17 protein-coding genes are annotated in these 19,629 nt (G+C 60.3%); 8 read left to right on the plus strand and 9 right to left on the minus strand.

Features of this window, described 5'->3' with window-relative positions; translation table 11 throughout:
- The first annotated feature begins 24 nt into the window (after window positions 1-24).
- From AC30D9_RS24970 to AC30D9_RS24990, 5 genes are all read left to right on the plus strand, one after another.
- Window positions 25-1,452, plus strand: a complete 1,428-nt coding sequence (locus AC30D9_RS24970; RefSeq protein WP_134925511.1) for a di-heme oxidoreductase family protein — start codon at window positions 25-27, stop codon at window positions 1,450-1,452.
- A gap of 28 nt (window positions 1,453-1,480) precedes the next feature.
- A complete protein-coding gene (locus AC30D9_RS24975; RefSeq protein ID WP_116833304.1) occupies window positions 1,481-2,545 on the plus strand; it encodes an imelysin family protein in 1,065 nt (354 codons plus the stop codon).
- A 2-nt stretch (window positions 2,546-2,547) separates the two neighbouring features.
- The gene (locus AC30D9_RS24980) at window positions 2,548-3,645 is read left to right on the plus strand and encodes a DUF1513 domain-containing protein (protein ID WP_490145076.1); all 1,098 of its coding nucleotides are present in this window, start codon (window positions 2,548-2,550) and stop codon (window positions 3,643-3,645) included.
- Between the two features lie 155 nt (window positions 3,646-3,800).
- Window positions 3,801-4,949: an efflux RND transporter periplasmic adaptor subunit gene (locus AC30D9_RS24985; protein WP_307575478.1), complete on the plus strand. Its 1,149-nt coding sequence runs from the start codon at window positions 3,801-3,803 to the stop codon at window positions 4,947-4,949.
- A gap of 13 nt (window positions 4,950-4,962) precedes the next feature.
- Window positions 4,963-7,989 carry a multidrug efflux RND transporter permease subunit gene (locus AC30D9_RS24990; RefSeq protein ID WP_134925514.1) on the plus strand — a complete coding sequence of 1,009 codons (3,027 nt, stop codon included), beginning with the start codon at window positions 4,963-4,965 and terminating at the stop codon, window positions 7,987-7,989.
- A gap of 254 nt (window positions 7,990-8,243) precedes the next feature.
- On the opposite strand, the gene AC30D9_RS24995 is transcribed toward AC30D9_RS24990, so the two are convergent.
- The 5 genes from AC30D9_RS24995 to colR all read right to left on the minus strand — a co-directional run bounded on the left by AC30D9_RS24995 (window position 8,244) and on the right by colR (window position 11,933).
- On the minus strand, window positions 8,244-8,471 hold the full coding sequence (locus tag AC30D9_RS24995; protein WP_109753868.1) for a hypothetical protein: 228 nt from the start codon (window positions 8,469-8,471) through the stop codon (window positions 8,244-8,246).
- A gap of 2 nt (window positions 8,472-8,473) precedes the next feature.
- On the minus strand, window positions 8,474-9,184 hold the full coding sequence (locus AC30D9_RS25000) for a lipopolysaccharide kinase InaA family protein (RefSeq protein ID WP_134925515.1): 711 nt from the start codon (window positions 9,182-9,184) through the stop codon (window positions 8,474-8,476).
- Between the two features lie 4 nt (window positions 9,185-9,188).
- The gene (locus AC30D9_RS25005) at window positions 9,189-9,857 is read right to left on the minus strand and encodes a class I SAM-dependent methyltransferase (RefSeq protein WP_109753866.1); all 669 of its coding nucleotides are present in this window, start codon (window positions 9,855-9,857) and stop codon (window positions 9,189-9,191) included.
- Between the two features lie 128 nt (window positions 9,858-9,985).
- Window positions 9,986-11,260, minus strand: coding sequence for a sensor histidine kinase (locus AC30D9_RS25010; protein WP_134925517.1), 1,275 nt, complete (start codon window positions 11,258-11,260; stop codon window positions 9,986-9,988).
- Window positions 11,250-11,933, minus strand: coding sequence for a two-component system response regulator ColR (gene colR / locus AC30D9_RS25015; protein WP_025215158.1), 684 nt, complete (start codon window positions 11,931-11,933; stop codon window positions 11,250-11,252). Before colR ends, AC30D9_RS25010 begins: the two co-directional genes overlap by 11 nt.
- 209 nt (window positions 11,934-12,142) lie before the next feature.
- Between colR and AC30D9_RS25020 the strand changes: the two genes are divergently transcribed.
- Window positions 12,143-14,092 carry an LTA synthase family protein gene (locus AC30D9_RS25020; RefSeq protein WP_490145077.1) on the plus strand — a complete coding sequence of 650 codons (1,950 nt, stop codon included), beginning with the start codon at window positions 12,143-12,145 and terminating at the stop codon, window positions 14,090-14,092.
- Window positions 14,093-14,145: 53 nt separating this feature from the next.
- Window positions 14,146-14,889: a phosphatase PAP2 family protein gene (locus AC30D9_RS25025; protein ID WP_307575487.1), complete on the plus strand. Its 744-nt coding sequence runs from the start codon at window positions 14,146-14,148 to the stop codon at window positions 14,887-14,889.
- Window positions 14,890-15,089: 200 nt separating this feature from the next.
- Here the strand turns inward: AC30D9_RS25025 and groL are convergent, their stop codons facing one another.
- The 4 genes from groL to AC30D9_RS25045 form a co-directional block, all read right to left on the minus strand.
- Window positions 15,090-16,733 carry a chaperonin GroEL gene (gene groL / locus AC30D9_RS25030; RefSeq protein WP_134925519.1) on the minus strand — a complete coding sequence of 548 codons (1,644 nt, stop codon included), beginning with the start codon at window positions 16,731-16,733 and terminating at the stop codon, window positions 15,090-15,092.
- 49 nt (window positions 16,734-16,782) lie between these two features.
- Entirely contained in the window at window positions 16,783-17,076 is a 294-nt protein-coding gene (locus AC30D9_RS25035) for a co-chaperone GroES (RefSeq protein WP_490145078.1), read from the minus strand.
- A 243-nt stretch (window positions 17,077-17,319) separates the two neighbouring features.
- Complete coding sequence (locus AC30D9_RS25040) at window positions 17,320-17,796, minus strand: FxsA family protein (RefSeq protein ID WP_109753860.1); 477 nt, start codon at window positions 17,794-17,796, stop codon at window positions 17,320-17,322.
- A gap of 66 nt (window positions 17,797-17,862) precedes the next feature.
- Window positions 17,863-18,594 carry a HugZ family pyridoxamine 5'-phosphate oxidase gene (locus AC30D9_RS25045; protein WP_134925520.1) on the minus strand — a complete coding sequence of 244 codons (732 nt, stop codon included), beginning with the start codon at window positions 18,592-18,594 and terminating at the stop codon, window positions 17,863-17,865.
- Between the two features lie 164 nt (window positions 18,595-18,758).
- Between AC30D9_RS25045 and AC30D9_RS25050 the strand changes: the two genes are divergently transcribed.
- Window positions 18,759-19,517 (plus strand): SDR family oxidoreductase, encoded by a 759-nt coding sequence (locus tag AC30D9_RS25050; protein ID WP_134925521.1) that lies wholly within the window; start codon window positions 18,759-18,761, stop codon window positions 19,515-19,517.
- The last annotated feature ends 112 nt before the right edge of the window (window positions 19,518-19,629 follow it).

Raw genomic sequence — 19,629 nt, forward strand, 5'->3', positions numbered from 1 at the left:
TTCACTCATTTCCCAGGTCGTCCGATGCCGTCGTTGCCTCTTCGTTTATGTGCACTGTTCATGGCCCTGGGCCTGAGTGCCTGCGATGATGCCCCGCGTTTTACCCAGGCCGAACCGGGTGAAGCCCGTTCCGGTGGCGCCGCGACGGTACGCAAGAGCGATCAGAACGCCTTTTCCCTGCCCTCGGCCAACCTGCCGCCCTCACGGCGCGTGGATTTCAGCGTCGGCAACAGTTTCTTCCGCAGCCCCTGGGTGATCGCCCCCTCGACCACCACCGCCCGGGACGGCCTCGGGCCCTTGTTCAACACCAACGCCTGCCAAAACTGCCATATCAAGGACGGTCGCGGCCACCCGCCAGCGCCGGACGCGAGCAATGCGGTATCGATGCTGGTGCGCCTGTCGATTCCCGATGCGCCGCCTTACGCCAAGCTCATCGAACAATTGGGCGTAGTGCCGGAACCGGTCTACGGTGGGCAGTTGCAGGACATGTCCGTGCCCGGCGTCGCCCCCGAAGGCAAGGTGCGGGTCGATTACACGCCAGTCCCGGTGCGTTTCAAGGACGGCACCGTCGTGGAATTGCGCAAGCCAAACCTGCAGATCACCCAGCTGGCCTATGGGCCAATGCACCCGGACACGCGTTTTTCCGCCCGCGTCGCCCCGCCGATGATCGGCCTGGGGTTGCTCGAGGCCATTCCCGACGAAGCCATCCTGGCCAACGCCGAGGCCCAGGCCCGGGAGAAAAACGGCATTACCGGGCGTCCCAACCAGGTCTGGGACGATGCCCGGCAAAAAACCGTCCTGGGACGGTTCGGCTGGAAGGCCGGGCAACCCAATCTCAACCAACAGAACGTCCACGCGTTCTCCGGCGACATGGGCCTGACCACCAGCCTGCGGCCGTTCGACGATTGCACCGAGACCCAGGTCGACTGCAAGCGCGCCCCCAGCGGCAACGGCCCGAACGGCGAGCCGGAAGTCAGCGACAACATCCTGCGCCTGGTGCTGTTCTACAGCCGCAACCTCGCCGTACCGGCCCGTCGCGACGTGAACTCGCCCCAAGTGCTGGCGGGCAAGAACCTGTTTTTCCAGGCCGGCTGCCAGTCTTGCCACACACCGAAATACACCACCGCCGCCAACGCCGCCGAACCGGAGCTGGCAAACCAGGTCATCCGCCCCTACACCGACCTGCTGCTGCATGACATGGGCGAAGGCCTGGCCGACAACCGCAGCGAATTCAAGGCCAGCGGCCGTGACTGGCGAACCCCGCCGCTATGGGGCATCGGCCTGACCGAAACCGTCAACGGCCACACCCAGTTCCTGCATGACGGTCGTGCCCGTGACTTGCTCGAAGCCGTGCTATGGCATGGCGGCGAAGCACAAGCGGCGCAGCGCCAGGTTTTATCGTTCAATGCCGAGCAGCGCGCCGCGTTGCTGGCCTTCCTGAATTCCCTTTAAACGCCTTTTCCAGAAGTGGGAGCACGACATGTTCCGTCCCAAGCTGTTGTTCACCAGCCTCGCCGCCATCGCCCTTGGCGCCTGCTCGCCCCAGGATCCACAAGCCGTCACCTCGGCCGCCATCGCCAAGCAAGTGATCCTGCCGACCTACAGCCGCTGGGTCGATGCCGACCGGCAACTGGCGAGCAGCGCCCTGGCGTTCTGCCAAGGCAAGGAAAACCTGGAAACTGCCCGCGCCGACTTCCTCAAGGCGCAAAAAGCCTGGGCCGAGCTGCAACCGCTGCTGATCGGTCCGTTGGCCGAGGGCAACCGCGCCTGGCAGGTGCAGTTCTGGCCGGACAAGAAAAACCTGGTGGGCCGCCAGGTCGAGCAACTGGTCAACAGCGAGCCACAGATCGACGCCGCCGGCCTGGCCAAGTCCAGCGTCGTGGTCCAGGGCCTCTCGGCCTATGAATACCTGCTGTTCGACGCCAAGATCGACATGGCCGACAGTGCGCAAAAAGCCAAGTACTGCCCACTGCTCACCGCCATCGGCGAACGCCAGAAACAACTGGCCGAAGAGATCCTGTCGCGCTGGAACACCAACGACGGCATGCTCGCCCAGATGAGCAAATTCCCCAACCAGCGCTACGCCGATTCCCACGAGGCCATCGCCGACCTGCTGCGGGTCCAGGTCACCGCCCTGGATACGCTGAAGAAAAAACTCGGCACGCCGATGGGCCGCCAGAGCAAAGGCGTACCCCAACCGTTCCAGGCCGATGCCTGGCGCAGCCAGTCGTCGTTGCAAGGCCTGGAGGCCAGCCTGAGCGCGGCCAGGACCGTCTGGGCAGGCGTGGACAACAAGGGCCTGCGCGGCCTGCTGCCAAGCGACCAGAAACCACTGGCCGACAAGATCGATGCCGCCTACGATGCCTCGCTGAAATTGTTCGCCAGCAGCCAGCGCTCGCTGACCGAAATGCTCAACGACGATGCCGGGCGCCAGCAACTCAACGATCTGTATGACAGCCTCAACGTCGTCCATCGCCTGCACGAAGGCGAACTGGCCAAGGCGCTGGGCATTCAATTGGGCTTCAACGCCAACGACGGTGACTGATCATGTTTCGACGTCAGGTCCTGGCCCTGGGCAGCTTGCTGCTAGGCGCCGTTACCCTGGGCGGCTGGACGCTGTTCAAGCAAAAGGACAAGAGTCCGCTGCTGCTTTCGGCACGGGACGATGGCGACGGCAAGCACTACGCCGTCGGCTATCGACTGGACGGCACACGGGTGTTCGCCACCCAGGTCGGCCAGCGTTGCCATGACATCATCAACCATCCGACACTGCCGATTGCACTGTTCGTCGCCCGTCGTCCAGGCACCGAAAGCTACCTGATCGACCTGCGCGAAGGAACGCTGCTGCAAACCATCACCTCGTTGCCGAACCGGCATTTCTATGGCCACGCGGTGATCCACAAAAGCGGCGAATGGCTGTATGCGACCGAGAACGACACCACCGACCCGGGACGCGGGCTATTGGGCGTGTACCGCTTCGAAGGCGAGCGGCTGGTGCACAGCGGCGAGATTTCCAGCCATGGCATCGGCCCTCACCAGGTGTCGTGGATGCCCGATGGCGAAACGCTGGTGGTCGCCAATGGCGGCATTCGCACCGAGGCCGAAAGCCGGGTCGAAATGAACCTCGACGCCATGGAGCCGAGCCTGGTGCTGATGCAGCGCGATGGCACCCTGCTGAGCAAGGAAACCCTCGCCCAGTCGATGAACAGCGTGCGTCACCTGGGCATTGCCAGCGACGGCACCATCGTCTCCGGCCAGCAGTTCATGGGCGCTGCCCACGAGTCGTCGGAACTGGTGGCGATCAAGCGGCCGGGCCAACCGTTCAAGGCGTTCCCGGTGCCTGAAGAGCAATTGCAGGCCATGGGGCACTACACCGCCAGCGTCGCCGTGCACAGCGACTTGCGCCTGCTGGCCCTGACCGCTCCGCGTGGCAACCGCTTCTTCATCTGGGACCTGGACAGCGGCGAAGTACGCCTGGATGCGCCGCTGCCGGACTGTGCCGGCGTGGGTGCGGTGGCCGACGGTTTCGTCGTGACGTCGGGCCAAGGACGCTGCCGCTATTACGATTGCCGGCAGACACAACTGGTTGCAAAACCACTGGATTTGCCGGCAGGGCTCTGGGACAACCATTTGCATCTGGCCTGAGCCAGGGAGCGAAGCGCATCGGCGCCGAGCTCCCTGATTTTTCGGAAAAATCCCACGCATTGCCAGCCCGCCAGCATCTGGAATACCCCGCACACTCAGAGTAATGTGCCCGCCTATCTGTATTTTCTCTCAGCTCTTTTCCAAGGAAGTGGAACATGCTGCGACGCCGCATGCTGATCATGTTGGGTGTTGTCCTGCTGGTGGTGCTGTTGCTCGCCGGCTACAAGGCCTTCTCCGTCTACCAGCAGATCCAGATGTTTTCTGCACCCAAACCACCGGTCAGCGTTGCCGTGGCCACGGCCGCCCAGCAGCCCTGGGAGGCTCGCCTGCCCACCGTTGGCAGTCTCAAGGCGCTGCAAGGCGTGGACCTGAGCCTGGAAATTGCCGGGACCGTGCAGAAGGTGCAATTCCAGTCCGGGCAGAAGGTCAAGGCCGGCCAGCCGCTCCTGCAACTGGACAGCGACGTCGAAAGCGCCCTGCTGGAAACCGCCGAGGCCGACCTTGGCCTGTCGCAACTGGATTTCGGTCGCGGCCGACAACTGGTGGGCAGCCAGGCGATCTCCAAGGGCGAGTTCGACCGACTCTCGGCGCAACTGAAAAAGAACCAGGCCACGGTCAATCAACTCAAGGCTTCGCTGGCCAAGAAACACATCCTGGCGCCGTTCAGCGGCACCATTGGCATTCGCCAGGTGGACGTCGGCGACTACCTGGCCAGCGGCACGGTGATCGCCACCCTGCAAGACCTCAGCAGCCTTTATGTGGACTTCTACGTCCCTGAGCAAACCGTGCCCAGGCTCGCCGTTGCCCAGCCGGTCAACGTCAGCGTCTCGGCCTATCCCGGGCAGAACTTCGTCGGCACCATCAGCGCGATCAACCCCAAGGTCGAGGACAGCACCCGCAACGTATTGGTGCGCGCCACCCTGGCCAACCCCGACGGCAAGCTGCTGCCCGGCATGTTCGCCAACCTGCAGGTGATCCTGCCGGAGGTGGCCGCCGGAATCGTCGTGCCGGAAAGCGCCGTGACCTACACCCTCTACGGCAACTCCATGTACGTGGTGAGCCAGAAGAAAACCGCCGACGGCAATATCGAGAAAGACGACAAGGGCCAGCCGGTCCTGATCGCCGAACGGCGCTTCGTCGAAACCGGCGAGCGACGTGACGGACAAGTGCTGGTTTCCAAAGGCGTGCAGAGTGGCGAACAAGTCGTGATCGCCGGCCAGATCAAACTCGACAACGGTACGCCCATCGCCATCAGCGACGACAAGACCCTGACCGAACAGAACAGCCCGCCGCGCGCGGACTGATCAAGGAACCCCCATGGCTTTTACCGATCCGTTCATCCGCCGTCCGGTGCTCGCCACCGTGGTCAGCCTGTTGATCGTGCTACTGGGCTTCCAGGCCTGGAGCAAGTTGCCCTTGCGCCAATATCCACAGATGGAAAACGCCCTGATCACGGTGACCACCGCCTACCCCGGAGCCAACGCCGAGACCATCCAGGGCTACATTACCCAACCGATGCAGCAGAGCCTGGCCAGTGCCGAGGGCATCGACTACATGACCTCGGTCAGTCGCCAGAACTTCTCGGTGATTTCGGTCTACGCCCGCATCGGCTCCAACAGCGACCGGCTCTTTACCGAACTGCTGGCCAAGGCCAACGAGGTCAAGAACCAGTTGCCCCAGGACGCCGAGGACCCTGTCCTGAGCCGCGAGGCCGCCGACGCCTCGGCACTGATGTACATCAGCTTCTTCAGCAAGGAGCTGAACAACCCGCAGATCACCGACTACCTGTCGCGGGTAATCCAGCCCAAACTGGCGACCCTGCCGGGCATGGCCGAGGCGGAGATCCTCGGCAACCAGGTCTTCGCCATGCGCCTGTGGCTGGACCCGGTCAAGCTCGCCGGCTTCGGCCTGACCGCCGCCGACGTGACCAATGCCGTGCGCCAGCACAACTTCCTCTCCGCTGCCGGTGAAGTGAAAGGCGAGTATGTGGTCACCAGCATCAACGCCAATACCGAACTCAAGTCCGCCGAGGCCTTCGCCGCGATCCCGCTCAAGACCGACGGCGACAGCCGCGTGTTGCTGCGGGACGTGGCCCGGGTGGAAATGGGCGCCGAGAACTACGACACCATCAGCTCCTTTGGTGGGACGCCCTCGGTGTACATCGGGATCAAGGCCACACCCGGTGCGAACCCGCTGGATGTGATCAAGGAAGTGCGCAAGATCATGCCGGACATGGAGGCCCAGCTTCCGACCAACCTCAAGGCCGAGATCGCCTACGATGCCACCCTGTTCATCCAGGCCTCCATCGACGAGGTGGTGAAAACCCTGTTCGAGGCGGTGCTGATCGTCATCGTCGTGGTGTTCCTGTTCCTCGGTGCCCTGCGTTCGGTGGTCATCCCGGTGGTAACCATCCCGCTGTCGATGATCGGCGTGATGTTCTTCATGCAACTGATGGGCTACTCGATGAACCTGCTGACACTGCTGGCCATGGTGCTCGCCATCGGCCTGGTGGTGGACGACGCCATCGTGGTGGTGGAGAACATTCACCGGCACATCGAGGAAGGCAAGACCCCGTTCGACGCCGCGATAGAAGGTGCCCGGGAAATCGCCATGCCGGTGGTCTCGATGACCATCACCCTGGCGGCGGTGTATGCACCGATCGGCCTGCTCCAGGGCCTGACGGGCGCGTTGTTCAAGGAGTTCGCATTGACCCTGGCCGGGGCGGTGGTGATCTCCGGGATCGTCGCCCTGACCCTGTCGCCGATGATGTGCGCCATGCTCCTGCGCCACGATGAGAACCCATCGGGCCTGGCCCACCGGCTGGACATGGTCTTCGAACGCTTGAAGAGCCGTTACCAGCGCATGCTTCACGGCACGCTCAACACCCGGCCGGTGGTGCTGGTGTTCGCGGTGATCGTCCTGCTGCTGATCCCGGTGCTGATCATGTTCACCAAGTCCGAACTGGCCCCCGACGAGGACCAGGGCATCATCTTCATGATGGCCAACGCCCCGCAGCCAACCAACCTCGACTACCTGAACACGTACACCGACCACTTCATTACCATCTTCAAGGAGTTCCCGGAGTACTACTCCTCGTTCCAGATCAACGGCTACAACGGCGTGCAGTCAGGCATCGGCGGCTTCCTGCTCAAGCCCTGGAACGAACGCAGCCGCACCCAGATGGAAATCCTGCCAGAGGTCCAGGCCAAGCTGGAAAGCGTGCCTGGCTTGCAGATCTTCGGTTTCAACCTGCCCTCGCTGCCAGGCACCGGCGAAGGCTTGCCGTTTGCGTTCGTCATCAATTCGCCGAAGGACTACGCGACGCTGCTGGAGATCGCCGACCGGGTCAAAAAGCGTGCATTGGAATCCGGCAAGTTCGCCTTCATGGACATTGACCTTGCGTTCGACAAGCCCGAGGTCGTGGTGGACATCGATCGCGCCAAGGCCGCCCAGATGGGCGTTTCGATGCAGGACCTGGGTGGCACCCTGGCGACACTGCTGGGTGAAGCCGAGATCAATCGCTTCACCCTCGAGGGTCGCAGCTACAAGGTCATTGCCCAGGTCGAGCGTCCCTTCCGGGACAACCCGGACTGGTTGAACAACTACTACGTGAAAAATGCCAAGGGTGAATCGCTACCGTTGTCGACCCTGATCAAGGTCAGCGACCGGGCGCGACCGCGACAACTGAACCAGTTCCAGCAACTCAATGCGGTGACGATTTCAGGCTTCCCCATCGTGAGCATGGGCGAGGCCATCGAGACCGTCCGCCAGATCGCCCGGGAGGAGGCCCCGGTAGGGTTCGCCTTCGATTACGCCGGGGCTTCGCGCCAATTCGTACAGGAAGGCAGCGCGTTGTGGGTGACCTTTGCCCTGGCCCTGGCGATCATCTTCCTGGTGCTGGCCGCGCAGTTCGAAAGCTTCCGGGACCCGTTGGTGATCCTGGTGACAGTGCCACTGTCGATTTGCGGCGCCTTGATTCCGCTGTTCCTCGGCTGGTCGAGCATGAACATCTACACCCAGGTGGGCCTGGTGACGCTGATTGGCCTGATCAGCAAGCACGGGATCCTGATTGTCGAATTCGCCAACCAGTTGCGCAGGGAGCAGGGACTGACGCCAAGGGACGCAGTGGAACAAGCGGCTTCGATTCGTCTGCGGCCAGTGTTGATGACCACCGCGGCAATGGTGTTCGGCATGGTGCCGCTGATCCTCGCCACGGGCGCCGGGGCCGTGAGCCGTTTCGACATCGGTACGGTGATCGCTACCGGGATGTCGATTGGCACCCTGTTCACGCTGTTCGTGTTGCCCTGTGTCTACACGCTGCTGGCCAAGCCGGACAAAGCCTGATTCTGTTGGAGAGGAGAGTGGGGGGCTTTGTGGCGAGGGGATTTATCCCCGCTGGGCTGCGCAGCAGCCCCAAAACACTTGAACCCAACCGGTCTGGCACACCGCGCTTCCATGTACAGGGGCCGCTACGCGCCCCAACGGGGATAAATCCCCTCGCAACAGGTTTGATGTTCGACTGAAGACTTGTATGTTGGATTAGAGTCTAAAAATAAAGGCCTCGCACAAGCGAGGCCTTTATTTTGGCTTCATGTCTCTCAACTTTGCGGCCTCATCCCCTGGGACAGGCTGAACATGAACAGCAGCAGATCATTGTCCGGTCGAATCGCCTCGCTGGCCTTTGCCACGCGTGGCAAAGGGCAATGCGCATCAGCATTCGAAGCACTGAGGATCTGCGAGCGTGGCTGTTCCCACACAGCCACCGCCATCGATGCAACTGCCAGGGCTCCGACTAAAAACAAACCTCTAGCAATTTCTAGTTTCATCGCTATAAACCTTTGATAGCGCTGCCAAACGCCGTCTCATAAAAGTAGACGAGTTTTTTCCAATCGGCATCGCTGAACGACGAATGGCGCCGCAACTGCTTGAGGTCATGGGACGCGGCACGCCGGGCGGTCAGGCGCTGGCGACACTTTTCAAAATCGAGCAATGCCACTTCGGCCTTGGCCGCCTCACCCTCTCCGGTCACGCGCACAAAGACGTGCTTGATGTAGATACAGCCATGTTGCCAACGCCCCTTGTGCATGAGAGCCAGGTTTTGCGCCAGTGCCAGGAGGATTTGATCATGCACCGCTTCGCCATGACGCTCGCGACCACCTGCGGCATACCAGTGCTCGATCTCTTCAAACCCTTCCAGCGCTTGGGTCACCAGCAGCGCGCGCCACTTGTGAATCGGGTCCCGCTGGGCGCCACAGAAAATGAGTTTGGGGACACGGACACCCAGACGGGTCAACGCCAGAAGTGCGTCTTGCTCCCGCAGCACGGTCGGTCTACCGAACGGGTGCAGCCAACTGCGATAAATATGGCCAGTCTGGCGCTTGGCATAAAGCAGCTTGCCGTCCTTGCTCTTGATCCGTTGCACACCGCTTTCACCGCCGCGACGCACATTGGGTTCTTCCACCCATTCACCCTGCTGACTCCAGAAATGTTCGAAGTCGTCGAGCAGAATCGTTGATGTCCCTGCTACCTGTACACCCATGCCCTTACCTCTTGCGTAATACATAAACTCGCCACATGGCATAGAGCGGTAGAAAATCCAGTCGTTCCTGAATGCGAAACCCTGCCTGCCGAAACTCATCCTCTACTGTAGCAACCGGTAACACAAATCGATTCTGGTAGCCTTTCTGCCCACGAGTACGTTCCTGCCGCTTGCGTTTCCAGGCCTTGAAATTGCCATCGACCCATAATGAAACAATCACGCTATCACGGGTAACGCGCTCGAATTCCTTAAGAATTGCGAGCCGATGCGCGGGTTCACCGATGTGGTGCAGCAGGCGCATACAAAAAATGCTGTCAACGGCGCTATCAGGCAGAGCAATGTCGAACGCAGAAGTGTGCAAGGGTTGTACCCGTTTCACGACATCGACCGGTTGAGACTCCATTGCGGTCTTGAGCATGGCTTCGGAATTGTCCGCGCCGATGATGACCCGGTTCGGCTTTTCGGCCAACAAGGGCCAGAATCGCCCGGCACCGCAGGGCAAGTCCAGCACCAGGCCAGGGTCGCCCACCAGGGCTAATGCACGGCGGGCCAGTTGCTGGTCTCGTTGATTGGAAAGGCGACGACTCAAATTGCTTCGATGCTTTTGAAAATATCTTTGGGCATGCTGCTCGTCGTATTTCTCGGAAAAATCGAGCTTGATGGGATCGGGCATTGATGGGGGCCTCCCTGTCTGAGTAGCCCCCACCTTATGAATTGACATGTCAGGGTCAGGTCATCGCTTTGTGAAAACTTTGTCATGTAAATGACCGAATCTTTACAAGACTTTTCCGGTATTGGCGATCACACTATCGGATTCAATTCCACCTCGAAATGGCAACCGTTGGGTTCCATCGTGCTGAGACTCACCGTCCAGCCCTGGTTCTCGCAGATCCGTTGCACCAGTGACAACCCCAACCCCAGCCCCTCGCCGCGCTTTTCATTGCCACGCACGAATGGCTCGAACATCGCCTCGCGCTTCTCCTCCGGGATGCCCACACCGCTGTCCTCGACCACGAACCCGGTAGCGGTCAGCGAAAGGCGGATGAAGCCCTGATCGGTGTAGTGCAGGGCGTTGCGCAGCAAATTGCCCATCACGGCAGTCAGGAACGTGGCGTTGTACAGGGTTTCGGCGGTTTGCCCGGGCTCGAAAATCAGCGTCAGGCCTTTGGACTCGATGGACCCGCGCCATACCCCAAGGAGGTTCTCGGCCACCTGCCCCAAGGTCAGGCGAGGCGACCCGCTGTCTTCGCGCTGAGCCCTGGCGAGCATCAGGAAGGTCTGCACCAGTTCACGCATCTCTTCACTGGCCCTGTTGATGCGCTCGACCTGGGTCCGACCACGCTGGTCCAGCGCCGGGTTTTCCAGCAGCAACTCACAGGAGGTCGCCAGGACCATCAGCGGTGTGCGCAATTCGTGGCTCACGTCGCTGGTAAACAATCGCTCGCGGGTCAGGGCCTGGCGCAAGCGTCCCAGGGTTGCATCGAACGCCACAGCCAGCTCACCCACTTCATCGGCGGCATAATCCGGGGCCAGCGGCGGAGCGAGGCCGAGGAGCTGGTCGCGATGACGCACCTGCCGGGCCAGGCGGACCACCGGCGCCATCACCCGGCGGGCCAGGACCCAGCCCAGAAATACCGCCAGTGCCAGGCTGAGCACAAAGCCCACCAGCACCACGGCGAACAGCACCCGCTCGCGCTCTTCAAAGTCGCTCTGGTCTTGCAGCAACACGTAGTGCCGACCGTCCACGATCTCGACCATGGCGTGATACGACAACTGTTCGCGAAACACTTCGTGGAAACCACGCTCCAGATGGCGCAGGTCCTTGGGCAGCTCGAAATCGCCTGGGCCGCCGCTGAAATAAAACAGCTGGTCGGGTTCCGGCCGATGGTTCCAGTCCGAAACACTGTCCATCAACAGCAAGCGTTGCAGATCGCCCCCAAGCCCGGCGGAAATCAGCTTTTCTTCCACAAGGTGGACCGTCGCCACGATGCCCATGGCGAACGCCCCCGCCACCAACGCACTCATCAGCGCAAAGGCGATAATGATCCGTTGGGCAAGGCTTTGCTTAAACTCCATCGCGGCCCTCGGCCAAGCGATAGCCGACGCCGTGCACGGTGTGCAACAACGGTTTGTCGAACGGTTTGTCGATCACCTGGCGCAGTTGATGGACGTGGCTGCGCAGGCTGTCGCTGTCCGGGCAGTCATCGCCCCACAAGGCTTCTTCGAGGATTTCGCGGCGCAGTACATGGGGGCTTTTCTGCATCAGTACCGCCAGCAGCTTGAGGCCTACGGGGTTGAGCTTGAGCAGCTTGCCTTCACGGGTCACTTCCAGCGTATCGAGGTCGTAGCTCAGGTCGCCGACCTGCAAGGCACGGCGACCACCGCCCTGGGCGCGGCGCATGACGGCTTCGATCCGCGCGGCCAGTTCCGACAGGGCAAACGGTTTGATCAGATAGTCATCGGCCCCGGACTTGAAACCCTGCAGACGATCGTCCAACTGATCCCGGGCTGTGAGCATGATCACCGGTGTATCGCGCCGGGCGTCTTCGCGCAGGCGCTTGCACAAGGTATAGCCGTCGATGCCCGGCAACATGATGTCGAGCACGATCAGGTCGTAGTGTTCGGTAGCGGCCAGGTGCAAGCCCGACAAACCATCCTGGGCACAATCGACGGTGTAGCCCTTGAGCCCCAGGTAATCGGCCAGATTGGCCAGGATGTCGCGGTTGTCTTCAACCAATAGAATTCGCATGGGCACCTCCTGCGTATACGGTTAACGGCCATCTTGGCCCGCGCAGCTTACGGCCAATGCCGATTCAGGGCTAGGGCTGGAGGCTGCGGAAAATCGACATCTACCACCCATCAGTTTTTTATAGTTTTTTCACTATCGATTCACGACCTGACTACAGTGAAGGAGCAACACTCTCGCGCTATCGGATTGATATATAAGGAAAGTAGTAAATGGACTTTATCAAAGCAGCGCCCATGCGCTTTCTGCTGTTGATCACCAGCACCTGGCTGGTGATATTTCTCCTGACCCGAACCGTTCTGCTGCTCACTCACCTGGATGAGGCTGGCGGCGTCGCGTTTTCCGTGTTTGGCACCGGCCTGCTGTATGACCTGGGATTTCTTGCCTATGCAATCTTGCCGATGGGGTTGTATTTGCTGATTTGTCCTCCCGCCCTATGGCACCGTCGTGGTCACCGCTGGTTTCTTCGGGGGCTGCTGACCGTCAGCATATTCGTCATGTTGTTCACCGCCGTCGCCGAATGGCTGTTCTGGGATGAGTTCGGCGTGCGCTTCAACTTCATTGCTGTCGACTACCTGGTCTATTCCGATGAAGTGCTGAACAACGTGCTGGAATCGTACCCAATCGGCACCCTACTGACGATTCTCGCGGTACTGGCCACGGGCTTGAGCCTGGCTTTGGGCAAACCGTTCAATACCGCGCTGGCCGCGCCATTGCCACCCTTGCGCGGGCGCCTGCTCAGTGCATTAGGACTGTTGGCTGTCGCGGGCCTGAGCCTGCAATTGCTCAGCCAGGATGCGCCACGCGCTCAGGGCGGCAATGCCTATCGGAACGAACTGGCGAGCAACGGCCCGTATCAGTTCTTCGCGGCGTTTCGTAACAACGAACTGGATTATGGGCAGTTCTATAGCAGCCTGGCCCCAGCCACCGTCGCCCAGCAGATACGTGCCGAACTGAGCGAGCCCAATACACGCTTCATCGGTGAGGATCCGCAGGATATCCGCCGAATGGTCGACAACCCCGGCACCGCCCGTAAACCGAACATCGTGCTGGTAACCATCGAAAGCCTCAGCGCCAAATACCTGGGCAGCAACGGTGACCAACGCAACTTGACACCCAATCTGGACGCCTTGCGCAAACAGAGCCTGTATTTCAGTAACTTTTACGCCACGGGCACCCGCACCGACCGAGGCCTGGAAGCCATCACCCTGGCTATTCCACCGACCCCAGGACGCTCGATCGTCAAGCGCATTGGCCGGGAAAGCGGCTTCGCCAGCCTTGGCCAGCAATTGAACGCAGTCGGCTACGACAGCGTATTCGTGTATGGCGGGCGCGGTTACTTCGATAACATGAACGCGTTTTTCAGTGGTAACGGCTATCGGGTCGTCGATCAAAGTAGCGTCGATGAATCCGAGATCCATTTCAAGAATGCCTGGGGCATGGCCGACGAGGATCTGTACGCACAGACGTTGAAACTGGCCGATGCCAATTACGCCAGGCAGCGGCCATTTCTATTGCAACTGATGACCACATCCAACCACCGTCCCTACACCTATCCGGACAATCGGATCGACATCAAGTCCGGCAATGGGCGTGACGGGGCAGTGAAATACACCGATTACGCCATTGGTCAGTTTCTGGAGCAGGCACGGCAAAAACCGTGGTTCGATAACACCCTCTTCGTTTTCGTGGCCGACCATACCGCTGGCAGCGCCGGCAAGGAAGACCTGCCGATCAGCAATTATCAGATCCCGCTGTTCATCTACGCGCCGAAGCTGATCGAGCCGCGGGAAAGCGACCAGTTGGCCAGCCAGATCGATCTCGCGCCCACCTTGCTCGGTTTACTGAACATGGATTACCAGTCGACCTTCTTCGGTCGCGACCTGTTGCAGGAAAACTCGTTGCCGCCCCGCGTCGTCGTAGGCAATTATCAGCATCTGGGCCTATTCGACGGCAAGAATCTGGCAATCCTCAGCCCACGCCAGGGTATGCGACGGCACGACGATGCGCTGACCGAAAGTCGTGAATCCCGGACGGACATCGAAGACCCACTGGTCAGCCGCGCCATCACGTATTACCAAACCGCCAGTTATGGCTTCAAGCAACAGCTGCTTGCCTGGAAAACACCCAAGGAGGGTGTCGAGCAAGTCAGCGAACGTTAATCGAACTGCCCCAGGCTGATGCCCTGGGGCGCTTTCTTGGTTCAGGATCTGTCATGCCATCGAGTGCTCTACGCCCTACCCCTCGCCCGCTGAATTTCTGGTTGTGCCTCACAATTCCCGCCGTTGCGGCAATTACTCTGGTTTTGTTGGAGTGGACCGATCTGGACATGGATTTGGCCCGATTGTTCTATGACCCGGCCACCGGCGACTTCATCGGGCGCCACAGCTATTTTCTGGAAAACATCCTCCATGACCGGGCAAAACAAGTTGTCATCGCCTTTTCCGTACTGGCGGTCCTCGGATTTATCGGTTCGTTTTTCGTCGCCCGGCTCAAGCCATTCAAACGCGAACTGGGTTGCCTGGTATTGTCCCTGGCCCTGGCGACATCCTTCGTCACACCGATGAAAGCGGTGACGGCGGTGCAATGCCCCTGGAGTTTGAAGGAGTTCGGTGGCAAGGAGACCTACAGTGAATTGCTGAGCCCGCGTCCGGCCACCGACAAACCTGGCCGCTGCTGGCCCGGTGGACATGCCGCCACCGGCTTCACGCTGTTTGCACTGTTCTTCGTGCTGCGCGACCGCCGCCCACGCCTGGCTCGCCAGGCCCTGGTATTCGCCTTTGCCCTGGGCACGGTGTTTTCCGTGGGCCGGATGATGCAAGGCGCGCACTTCTTTTCCCACAACGTGTGGACTGCGGTGTTCTGTTGGCTGATTTGCCTGGGGTGTTACTACTACATCCTGTACCGACCGGCCTTCACCGCCGAACGTGTAGCCGTAACCCATCCTGCCAGTGCCTGACACAGATCCAAATGTGGGAGCGGGCTTGCTCGCGAAAGCGGAGTATCAGTCGATGCCTGATTGACTGACCCACCGCTTTCGCAAGCAAGCCCGCTCCCACAGGAATGGGTGCTATTTCAAGGACCGGGACAAACCCAAGGCATTAAAAAACCCCGCCTGCTTTCGCAGGCGGGGTTTTTCGCTACAGGGGTAAGGCTGGCTTACATCATGCCGCCCATGCCACCCATGCCGCCCATGTCTGGCATGCCGCCGCCAGCTGGAGCGTCTTCCTTGATTTCAGCGATCATCGCCTCGGTGGTGATCATCAGGCTGGCAATCGACGAAGCCGCTTGCAGGGCCGAACGAGTCACTTTGGCTGGGTCCAGGATACCCATTTCGATCATGTCGCCGTATTCGCCGGTGGCAGCGTTGTAACCGTAGTTACCCGAACCCTGCTTGACCTTGTCGACCACAACGCTTGGCTCGTCGCCGGAGTTGGCAACGATCTGGCGCAGTGGAGCTTCTACAGCGCGACGCAGCAACTGGATGCCAACGTTCTGGTCATCGTTGTCGCCTTTGAGTTCGCTGATGGCTTGCAGGGCACGAACCAGTGCCACGCCGCCGCCAGGTACCACGCCTTCTTCAACGGCTGCGCGGGTAGCGTGCAGGGCGTCTTCAACGCGGGCTTTCTTCTCTTTCATTTCAACTTCGGAACCAGCGCCAACCTTGATCACCGCAACGCCGCCGGACAGCTTGGCCAGGCGCTCTTGCAGTTTTTCACGGTCGTAGTCGGACGTAGTCTCGGCCACTTGTGCGCGGATCTGGGTAACGCGAGCCTGGATGTCAGCCTCGACGCCGGCACCGTCGATCACGGTGGTGTTTTCCTTGGACAGGATCACGCGCTTGGCGTTACCCAGGTGCTCCAGGGTGGTGCTTTCCAGGCTCAGGCCGATCTCTTCGGAGATAACGGTACCGCCGGTCAGTACGGCGATGTCCTGCAGCATGGCCTTGCGACGGTCGCCGAAGCCCGGAGCCTTGACGGCTGCGACTTTAACGATGCCACGCATGTTGTTCACAACCAGAGTCGCCAAGGCTTCGCCTTCGACGTCTTCAGCCACGATCAGCAGTGGGCGACCGGCTTTGGCAACAGCTTCCAGCACTGGCAGCATTTCGCGGATGTTGGAGATCTTCTTGTCCACCAGCAGGATCAGCGGGCCGTCGAGCTCGGCGGTCATGGTATCCGGCTTGTTGACGAAGTACGGGGACAGGTAGCCACGGTCGAACTGCATGCCTTCTACAACCGACAGTTCGTTTTCCAGGCCCGAGCCTTCTTCAACGGTGATCACACCTTCTTTACCGACTTTTTCCATGGCTTCGGCAATGATGTCGCCGATGGAGCTGTCGGAGTTGGCGGAGATGGTGCCGACCTGGGCGATTGCCTTGGTGTCAGCGCATGGCTTGGACAGGCCTTTGAGTTCCTTGACGATGGCGATGGTCGCCTTGTCGATGCCGCGCTTGAGGTCCATCGGGTTCATGCCGGCAGCGACGGCTTTCAGGCCTTCGTTGACGATCGATTGAGCCAGGACGGTAGCGGTGGTGGTGCCATCACCGGCGTCGTCGTTGGCACGGGAGGCAACGTCCTTGACCAGTTGCGCGCCCATGTTTTCGAAGCGGTCCTTGAGCTCGATTTCCTTGGCTACGGAAACGCCGTCCTTGGTGATGGTCGGAGCGCCGAAGCTCTTCTCGATGATCACGTTACGGCCTTTCGGGCCCAGGGTCGCTTTTACTGCGTCAGCCAGGACGTTGACACCGGCGAGCATTTTCTTGCGGGCGGAATCGCCGAATTTAACTTCTTTAGCAGCCATGATCGATATTCCTTAAATACTTTGTAGTCGCGGAAAAATGAGCGGGGAATCAGCCTTCGATAACAGCGAGGATTTCGCTCTCGCCGATAACCAGCAGGTCTTCGCCATCAACTTTCACAGTGTTGCTACCGGAGTAAGGGCCGAAAACAACCTTGTCACCCACTTTCACGGACAGCACACGTACTTCACCGTTTTCCAGTGCTTTGCCTGGGCCTACAGCGAGGACTTCACCCTGGTTTGGCTTTTCAGCAGCCGAACCTGGCAGGACGATACCGCCAGCGGTTTTCTTTTCTTCTTCGCTGCGACGGACGACGACGCGGTCATGCAGAGGACGAAGCTTCATTGTCGATCTCTCCTAATTGTGGTTTTCATCGGCCGGTGTAGTCCCGGCGGGTTTAACAAAGCCGGCAAAGCCGGGTGCGGTTCGTCAGTCGAACCGCAGAAGTCTGTCCGGTGTCACCACCGGAAACCTTGCGGTGACCGTTACATAAGGGCGTACAAGTGGATTACAAGGGCGGGGGGAGAAATTTTTTTACTTCGCGCAGCCAAAACGAACACGGCGCCCGAAGGCGCCGTATCGATGGTTTTACTTGGAATCCCGGTGTTCGAACTCGCCTTCGATCACATTGGGCTCGCGCCCCACAGGCTGGCGCGGGGCCGGACCGCCACGGGGCTGGAGGTCATCGGCAAAGGCGCGCTGACGCATCGCCTGCTCTTCGGCGCGCTGACGCATTTTATTGGCCAGCATCCGACGGGTGAATGGCAACAGCATGACCAGGCCCACCACGTCGCTGATAAAGCCTGGCAGGATCAACAGGCCGCCACCCAAGGCCAGCATCAGGCCTTCAAGCATGGTCTGGGCTGGCAGCTCGCCACGGTTCAGGCTTTCACGAGCCCGCAACGCGGTGGCGAGACCGGCAATGCGCAGCACGAACACGCCGAGCATCGAGCCGAGAATGACCAGCAGCAGCGCCGGGAAAAACCCGATCGCACCGCTGACCTTGACGAATACGAACAGCTCCAACACCGGGAACAGCAGAAAGAGCAACAAAAAAGGGCGCATCAAATGGTTCCTCAACGCAAGAATGCCTTGCTATGAAAACCTAAATGACGTCGCCCTTTCGTGAATTCAAGCGTCGACTTGCGCATTTTTCGGCCATTGCTCGGCGTGAGCCAGATAAACCAAGGCTTCGCGCACTTGTGTCGGCGTGTTGCAAGGCGTCGCAAACGCCAGCCAATGCAGGCCCTGGCCGATACGCAGGTGCATGCCTTCGCTGTCGATGCCTACCAATTGCGCCGGTTCGCTTTTCGGCAGGCCGGCCAACTCCACGTAATGAGCAATGGCCTTGGCGTGATCGGCGTTCATGTGCTCGATCATGCTGGCTTCGGCTTTGCCAGCGAAGGGATTGGCCAGGGTGAGCTGGTCGATCCAGTGGATGGCACCAAAGCCGCCGATGTAGCGATGGCGCACCGGGTCGAGCACCCAGAAATCGAAATCATGGGCCTTGTGGTAGTTCTGCGAGTCAGGGAAATAGCGGTAGTAACGCTCGGCGGCAGCCTCGATGGCGGCGCTGTCTTCGAGTTTCCGGGCCTCGGCCAGATAGGTCAGGCGCCCCACGGCCTGCACATCCTCCGCGCCCCGCTCGCCTACCAGCATCGAACACTTGGGGTCTTTTTGCAGATTGTGCGTGTGCTGGGCGATGCGGCTGATCAGGATCAGGGGCCGGCCTTGTTCGTCCAGGCAATAGGGCACGACGGAGCCGAACGGAAAGCCGGGCATGGATTTGGAATGAGTGGCAAGCATTCCACGGTATTCCTTGAGCAGCAGTTCCCGGGCATTCTTGGCAGCTTCAACGCTCAATTTATGACTCCTCTTATGAAATCCGTCTAGAAAACGGTCAGGCGACTGGAGTAATGTTCCGATACGCCTAAGGGACAGTTCTCGTGTGCAGCCGGGCTACACCGTCGCAAATCGAGAGGCCTCCCAAAAGGTCCCCTTCACCGCTGCGCCATCTGGACATGAGAATGCAACTCACCGACAAAGTAATCATTATCACCGGCGGTTGCCAGGGTTTGGGCCGCTCCATGGCCGAGTATCTGGCGAGTAAAGGCGCGAAACTCGCCTTGGTGGACCTCAACCAGGAAAAACTCGACCAGGCCGTTGCCGCCTGCACAGCCAAAGGTGTCGAGGCGCGTGCCTACCTGTGCAACGTCGCCAATGAAGAACAAGTGACCGACATGGTCGCTCGGGTAGCCGAGGATTTCGGCGCGATCCACGGCCTGATCAACAACGCCGGGATCCTGCGCGACGGCCTGCTGATCAAGGTCAAGGACGGCGAAATGACCAAGATGAGCCTGGCCCAGTGGCAGGCCGTGATCGACGTCAACCTCACCGGTGTATTCCTGTGCACCCGTGAAGTGGCGGCGAAGATGGTCGAACTCAAGAACAGCGGCGCCATCATCAATATCTCGTCGATTTCCCGCGCCGGCAATGTCGGCCAGACCAACTATTCGGCCGCCAAGGCCGGTGTGGCCGCCGCCACCGTGACCTGGGCCAAGGAACTGGCACGCTACGGCATCCGTGTCGCCGGCATCGCCCCGGGCTTCATCGAAACCGAGATGACCCTGGGCATGAAGCCCGAGGCCCTGGAAAAAATGACCTCGGGGATTCCGCTCAAGCGCATGGGCAAACCCGAGGAGATTGCCCATTCGGCGGCGTACATCTTTGAGAACGACTACTACACCGGTCGGATCCTGGAAATGGATGGCGGGTTGCGGATCTAAGAACCTGCACACAATCAATGTGGGAGCGAGCCTGCTCGCGATCGCGTCAGGTCAGTCAGCCTTGATGTGGCTGATATATCGCTATCGCGAGCAGGCTCGCTCCCACAAGGGA

Source organism: Pseudomonas sp. DF11, from assembly GCF_058148565.1.